7 protein-coding genes are annotated in these 6,118 nt (G+C 65.9%); 1 reads left to right on the plus strand and 6 read right to left on the minus strand.

The features are described from left to right. Positions 1 to 13 precede the first annotated feature (13 nt). Positions 14 to 316, plus strand: coding sequence for a BrnA antitoxin family protein (locus HNR60_RS11080; RefSeq protein ID WP_184257353.1), 303 nt, complete (start codon positions 14 to 16; stop codon positions 314 to 316). 183 nt (positions 317 to 499) lie between these two features. On the opposite strand, the gene HNR60_RS11085 is transcribed toward HNR60_RS11080, so the two are convergent. The 6 genes from HNR60_RS11085 to cysT all read right to left on the minus strand — a co-directional run bounded on the left by HNR60_RS11085 (position 500) and on the right by cysT (position 5,962). After that, on the minus strand, positions 500 to 1,288 hold the full coding sequence (locus HNR60_RS11085; RefSeq protein ID WP_184257355.1) for a 3-hydroxybutyrate dehydrogenase: 789 nt from the start codon (positions 1,286 to 1,288) through the stop codon (positions 500 to 502). Positions 1,289 to 1,378: 90 nt separating this feature from the next. Then, the gene (locus tag HNR60_RS11090; RefSeq protein WP_184257357.1) at positions 1,379 to 2,524 is read right to left on the minus strand and encodes a DUF3734 domain-containing protein; all 1,146 of its coding nucleotides are present in this window, start codon (positions 2,522 to 2,524) and stop codon (positions 1,379 to 1,381) included. A gap of 89 nt (positions 2,525 to 2,613) precedes the next feature. Beyond that, positions 2,614 to 3,123 carry a CAP domain-containing protein gene (locus HNR60_RS11095; protein ID WP_184257359.1) on the minus strand — a complete coding sequence of 170 codons (510 nt, stop codon included), beginning with the start codon at positions 3,121 to 3,123 and terminating at the stop codon, positions 2,614 to 2,616. A 62-nt stretch (positions 3,124 to 3,185) separates the two neighbouring features. After that, positions 3,186 to 4,235 (minus strand): TOBE-like domain-containing protein, encoded by a 1,050-nt coding sequence (locus tag HNR60_RS11100; protein WP_184257361.1) that lies wholly within the window; start codon positions 4,233 to 4,235, stop codon positions 3,186 to 3,188. Next, positions 4,225 to 5,121, minus strand: a complete 897-nt coding sequence (gene cysW, locus HNR60_RS11105; protein ID WP_184257363.1) for a sulfate ABC transporter permease subunit CysW — start codon at positions 5,119 to 5,121, stop codon at positions 4,225 to 4,227. The genes HNR60_RS11100 and cysW overlap by 11 nt, the downstream gene beginning before the upstream one ends. 4 nt (positions 5,122 to 5,125) lie before the next feature. Continuing rightward, a complete protein-coding gene (gene cysT, locus HNR60_RS11110) occupies positions 5,126 to 5,962 on the minus strand; it encodes a sulfate ABC transporter permease subunit CysT (protein ID WP_184257365.1) in 837 nt (278 codons plus the stop codon). Positions 5,963 to 6,118 lie beyond the last annotated feature (156 nt).

A 6,118-nucleotide genomic window follows, 5' to 3' on the forward strand; every position in this document is an offset into this window, starting at 1 on the left:
AGGAGATCGCATTATGAAAAAGAAGCTGCCAAAGCTGAGAAGTGACGCCGCCGCCGAGGCGTTCGTCGCCGAGGCCGACCTCACGCAATACGATCTCTCCGGCATGGTGCCGATGCGGTTTGAGCTAAAGCCGAAGGACAAGTCGGTCAATCTTCGGCTGCCTGCGCAACTTCTCGAAGCCGTACAGCAGCGCGCCAAGCAGGCCGGGATTCCCTATCAGCGCTACATCCGCATGGCGCTGGAGCGCGCGTTGCAGGGATCGAAATTGCAGCGCCGTGCCCCGGACGCGGCGCAACGCGTCAGCGTTGCGACGTGAGCCGGGGCCGTTACGAAACACAGCGCTTGGAACGGTCCCGGCTCGCGACGCAGCGTGAAGAACGCTGCATCGCGTCCGGGACACGACCCCCGACCAGCTGCGTTCGCGTCCGGGACACGGGAATGATCAAGCTGCAGCGCCCCGCCCGCTACGCCGCGCCAACTGCGGCGCCCCCCCTCGCCGCTACGCCGCGGTCCAGCCGCCGTCCATCGACAGGTTGGCGCCGGTGATTTGGCTCGCGTCATCGCCGCACAGATACAGCGCCAGCGCGGCGACCTGTTCGGCGGTGACGAATTGCTTGGTGGGCTGCGCCTGCAGCAGCACGTCGTTGATCACCTGCTCCTTGGTCAGGCCGCGCGCCTTCATGGTGTCGGGGATCTGCTTCTCCACCAAGGGCGTCCAGACATAGCCCGGCGAGATGCAGTTCACCGTGATCTTGAAGGTCGCGAGCTCCAAAGCCGCGGTCTTGGTGAGCCCGGCGATGCCGTGCTTGGCGGCGACGTAAGCCGACTTGAACGGCGAGGCCACCAGCGAATGCGCCGAGGCGGTGTTGATGATGCGGCCCCAGCCGCGCTTCTTCATGCCGGGGATCACCGCGCGGATGCCGTGAAACGCCGACGAGAGATTAATGGCGATGATGGCGTCCCATTTCTCGATCGGGAAATCCTCGATCGGCGCCACGAACTGGATGCCGGCATTGTTCACCAGCACGTCGACCGAGCCGAAGGTCTTTTCGCCGAACGCGATCATCTCGGCGATCTCGGCGGGCTTCAGCATGTCGGCCGGCGAATGCACCGCCTTGACCGAGAAGTCGCTCTCGATCTTGGCGCGCTCGCGCTCGATGTCGGCGGGCTCGCCCATGCCGTTGATCACCACATTGGCGCCGGCGCTGGCGAAGGCGCGCGCATAGGCGAGCCCGATGCCGCTGGTCGATCCGGTCACCACGGCGGTCTTGCCTGTCAACGTCCCCATTCGCTGGTCTCCTTGTGTTGTGATTGGATGCGGCACGGATGCGCCGGCTTCTCTAGCACGCGCCGCGCGCCACGCGGCAATCGCGCGCCGCTATTTGAACGCCTCTTTGGTGAGATCGAAGGTCACCATGGTCTCGCCGTCCTGCGGCTGCTGCAGCCAGTCCGGGTGCCGCATCGACAGGTGCACGTCCTGCTCGCCGGATTTCCAGTGCTCGATCATGTTGAGTCGGGAGAAATCATAGTCCTTGGAGGACGCCTCGTAATTCCGCTTGCGATAGATCAGATGCACCACGCTGACGGTGTTTTCCTCCGCCGCCTCGTGCAGGATCGCATAGGCCGGATCGTTGCGCAGCTCGTCGGGCAATTTGTCGATCAGATCGCGCAGCGCCTTGCGGGTGTTGTGGATCTGTTTGTTCTTGTCGGTGTTGAGCCGGGTGCGGCTGGAAAACCGGATGTCCTTTTCGCGCTCGGCGGCCTCCAGCAGCGTCTCCGGCAGTTCGCCGCGGGCGCTGAACAGGTCGACCTGGAAGATCAACAGGTCGTCGACGGTCTCCTGCTCCAGCACATAGTCCAGCGGCGTGTTGGAGGCGATGCCGCCGTCCCAATAGAATTCGCCCTCGATCTCGATCGCCGGGAAGCCCGGCGGCAGCGCCGCCGAGGCCATGATGTGCTCAGGCCCGATCTTTTGCCTTGTGTTGTCGAAGTAGCAGAAATTGCCGCTGACGATGTTGACCGCGCCGACGCTGAGCCGCGTGGTCGCGGCGTTGTCGTTGATGCGGTCGAAATCCACCAGCCGCTGCAGCGTCGCGCGCAGCGGCGTGGTGTCGTAATAGCTGAGCGAGGTGGTCTCCAACGGCGGAAACAACAGCGGCGGCGGGAACCGCGGCGTAAAGAAGCCGGGCACGCCGAACGCCGCGGTCAAGGCGGCGCTGGCCTCGTTGAACAACGAATGCACCCGGTCGTCGTGCAGCAGCGGCTGCCAGGGCACCGGCGACGACGCCAGTTCCCAGAATTCCTTCAGCTTCGCCACCCGCTGTTCGCGCGGATTGCCGGCGATGATCGCGGCGTTGATGGCGCCGATCGAAATGCCGGCCAGCCATTGCGGTTCGAAATCGTGCTCGCACAGCGCCTGATAGGCGCCGGCCTGGTAGGAGCCGAGCGCGCCGCCGCCTTGCAGCACCAGCACGCGGCGACCTTCGGCGGGGGTCGAAGCCGGCTTGGCGGCAGCTGTATCCATCGGCGCCCCATCGGATGGTGGGAAGATGGCGCAAATTGGCGCGCGCCGGCTGCGGCGTCAATCGTGTCGCGTTGAATGGTTCGCCGCGCTCAGCGCGCCTCGGTCGAGGCCAGGATCAGCGTCCAGAACACCTTGTATTTGGTGTTCGGCGCATAGCTCGCCGCGATGCCGAGTTTTGTGACACCGGATTTCAGCATGTTGGCCTTGTGCGGCGGCGAATCCCGCCAGCCGGAAAAGGCCTCTGCCAGCGTGTGGTATCCGGCGGAGACGTTCTCCACCGCCAAGGTCGCCGGGTAGCCGCCGGCATTGAGCCGCTGCTGCAGCGGCGCCTTGACGTTGTGGTCGAGCTTGTTGCGCTTGGCCATGGTCATCGACTGGTCTTCGGCCAGCGCCACCAGCGCCGGATCGACCACCACCGGGCCGAGCCCGTTGTTGTGCCGGTACAGCGAGATCATCGAGGCGGCGGCCTGCGGATCGAGCTTGGCGCCGCCATTGGCCATGCTGAGATACATCGCCGGCTCTTCGACGGTCGGCGCGACCTCGCCGGCGCATCCGGCCAGCAGCAACAGGCCGAGACCGGCCAACACAAAGCGCAACATTGAATCAAATCCCCCGGACAGGGGGTGGTTGTTGCACGGCAACCATGGCTGAAAGGTGAATCTCAGGCGCCTTCGGCGAAAATCCGGTAGCGCCGCGGCTGCAGGCTGACGATGTCGCCGGGCTTCAGGTCGCGGTCGCGCGGCGCGTCGATCTCGATCAGCGTGCCCTCGCCCACCGCGCTGAGCAGGATGTCGGCGCGCTGCGTCGGGCCGAAGGCGCGGACGTGCTTCACGGCACCTTCCAGCGCGCCGGCGCCGGAGGGCCCGACCGCCAGATCATGGCGGCGGATGAACAGTTTCGACGGCCCGGGGCGAGCGTCGCGGGAGTCGAGATTGAGCTCGCGGTCGCCGAGCCGGACCCGGCCGTCGCGGATCTCGACCGGCAGCACGATGGATTCGCCGATGAAGCCGTGCACGAAGGCGGTCGCCGGCTCCTCATAGACGTCGCCGGGGCTGCCGATCTGCTCGATCTTGCCCTTGTCCATCACCACCACGCGGTTGGCGACTTCCAGCGCCTCTTCCTGGTCGTGGGTGACGAAGATCGAGGTGACGTGGATTTCCTCGTGCAGCGTGCGCAGCCATTTGCGCAGCTCCTTGCGCACCTTGGCGTCGAGCGCGCCGAACGGCTCGTCGAGCAGCAGGATGCGCGGCTCGATCGCAAGCGCCCTCGCCAGCGCGATGCGCTGGCGCTGGCCGCCGGAGAGCTGGCTCGGATAGCGGTCGGCCAGCCAATCGAGCTGCACCAGGTCCAACAGATCCTTCACCCGCGCCTTGATCTGCGCCTCGGATTTGCGGATGGCGCGCGGCTGCACCCGCAGCCCGAAGGCAACGTTCTCGAACACGCTCATATGGCGGAACAGCGCGTAGTGCTGGAACACGAAGCCGACATGGCGCTCGCCGGCGCCGCGCGCCAGCGCGTCCTCGCCGTCGAACGACACCGAGCCGGCGTCGGGCCAATCCAGGCCCGCGATGATCCGCAAGAGCGTGGTCTTGCCGGAGCCCGACGGGCCGAGCAGCGCCAGCAACTCGCCGGTCTCGACGCGGAGGTCGACATTGTCCAGCGCGGTGAAGCCGCCGAAGCGCTTGATGATATTGCGAACCTCAATCGTCACTGTGCGGCCGTCCTTCCTCGATCTGGCTTTCCAGAATGGTCTTGGCGATCAGCGTCACCAGCGCCAACAGCGCCAGCAGCGAGGCGATCGCGAACGACGCCACCAGCTGATACTCATTGTACAGAATTTCCACCAACAGCGGCATGGTGTTGGTCTCGCCGCGGATATGCCCGGAGACCACCGAGACCGCGCCGAATTCGCCCATCGCGCGGGCGTTGCACAGCAGCACGCCGTACAGCAGGCCCCATTTGATATTGGGCAGCGTCACCTTGACGAAGGTCTGCCAGCCGCGGGCGCCGAGCGAGATCGCCGCCTCCTCTTCCTGCGAGCCCTGCTCCTGCATCAGCGGGATCAATTCTCGCGCGACGAAGGGGAAGGTGACGAAGGTGGTGGCCAGCACGATCGCCGGCACCGCGAACAGGATGTGGATGCCGTGCGCCATCAGCCACGGCCCCACAAAGCCCTGCGCGCCGAACAGCAGCACGAACACCAGGCCGGAGATCACCGGCGAGACCGAAAACGGCAGATCGATCAACGTCACCAGGAAGGTCTTGCCGCGGAACTCGAACTTGGCGATCGCCCAGGCCGCGGCGACGCCGAAGATCAAATTGAGGCCGACCGAAATCACCGCGGTGACCAGCGTCAGCCAGATCGCCGCCAGCGCCTCGGGATCGGCGAGCGACGTGAGGTAGAACCTGACGCCCTTGGAGAACGCCTGCGCGAACACCAGGACCAGCGGCAGCACCACGAACACGGTGAGGAAGGTCAGCGCAAAGCCGATGATCAGCCCGCGCACCAGCCGCGGCTCGGTACGAGAGTCGCGCTTCGCCAACGGAACGGGTTTGGCGGCGACCGGCAAGGGTGTGGTGGTGGTTGCGATGGTCATGGCCTCATCCCACCGACAGCGCGCGGATCTGCGCCCAGCGTTGCAGCCGGTTCAGCAGGAAGATGATCAGGAACGACGCCACCAGCATCACCACCGCGATCGCCGTGGCGTCGGCATAGCGGAACTCGGACAATCGGATCACGATCAGCAACGGCGCGATCTCCGAGACGTTGGGCAGGTTGCCGGCGATGAAGATCACCGAGCCGTATTCGCCGACCGCGCGCGCGAACGCCAGCGCAAAGCCGGTGAGGATCGCCGGCGTCAGCGACGGGATGATCACCCTGGTGATGATCTGCCAGCGCGAGGCGCCGAGGCAGGCCGCGGCCTCCTCCAATTCGACGTCGAGATCGATCAGCACCGGCTGCACGGTGCGCACCACGAAGGGAATGCCGATGAAGATCATCGCCACGAAGATGCCGAGCGGCGTGAACGCCACCTTGATGCCGAGCGCCGCTAATGGCGCGCCGAGCCAGCCCTGCTGGGCGAACAGCGTGGTCAGCGCGATGCCGGCCACCGCGGTCGGCAGCGCGAACGGAATGTCGACGATGGCGTCGAAGATCCGCCGCCCCGGAAACCGATAGCGCACCAGCGCCCAGACGATCAGCAGCCCGGCCACCAGATTGACCAGGGCCGCGGCGAACGCCAGCCCGAACGAAATCTGCAGCGCGTGCAGCGTGCGATTGCTGGTGACGGTGTCGATGAATTGCGACAGGCTGAGTTCGGCGGTCTTGACGAACAGTCCGGCCAGCGGAATCAGGATCAGCAACGACAGCCAGGTCAGCGTCAGCCCCATGGTGAGGCCGAACCCCGGCAACGCGCTACGTCTGCCGGCCGCGCTCACTTCGACACCCGAGAGTGCGATATCCGTTGAGATGGTGATGGCACGCGCGGCGCGTTCGGCGTCACCTCTCCCCGCTTGCGGGGAGAGGTCGACCGGCGGAGCGCAAGCGAAGCCGGTCGGGTGAGGGGGCGTTGCGATGTGTCGCGCCGTCTCGTC

This window comes from Rhodopseudomonas rhenobacensis (assembly GCF_014203125.1).
In the GTDB taxonomy this organism is placed as follows: Bacteria; Pseudomonadota; Alphaproteobacteria; order Rhizobiales; family Xanthobacteraceae; genus Rhodopseudomonas_A; species Rhodopseudomonas_A rhenobacensis.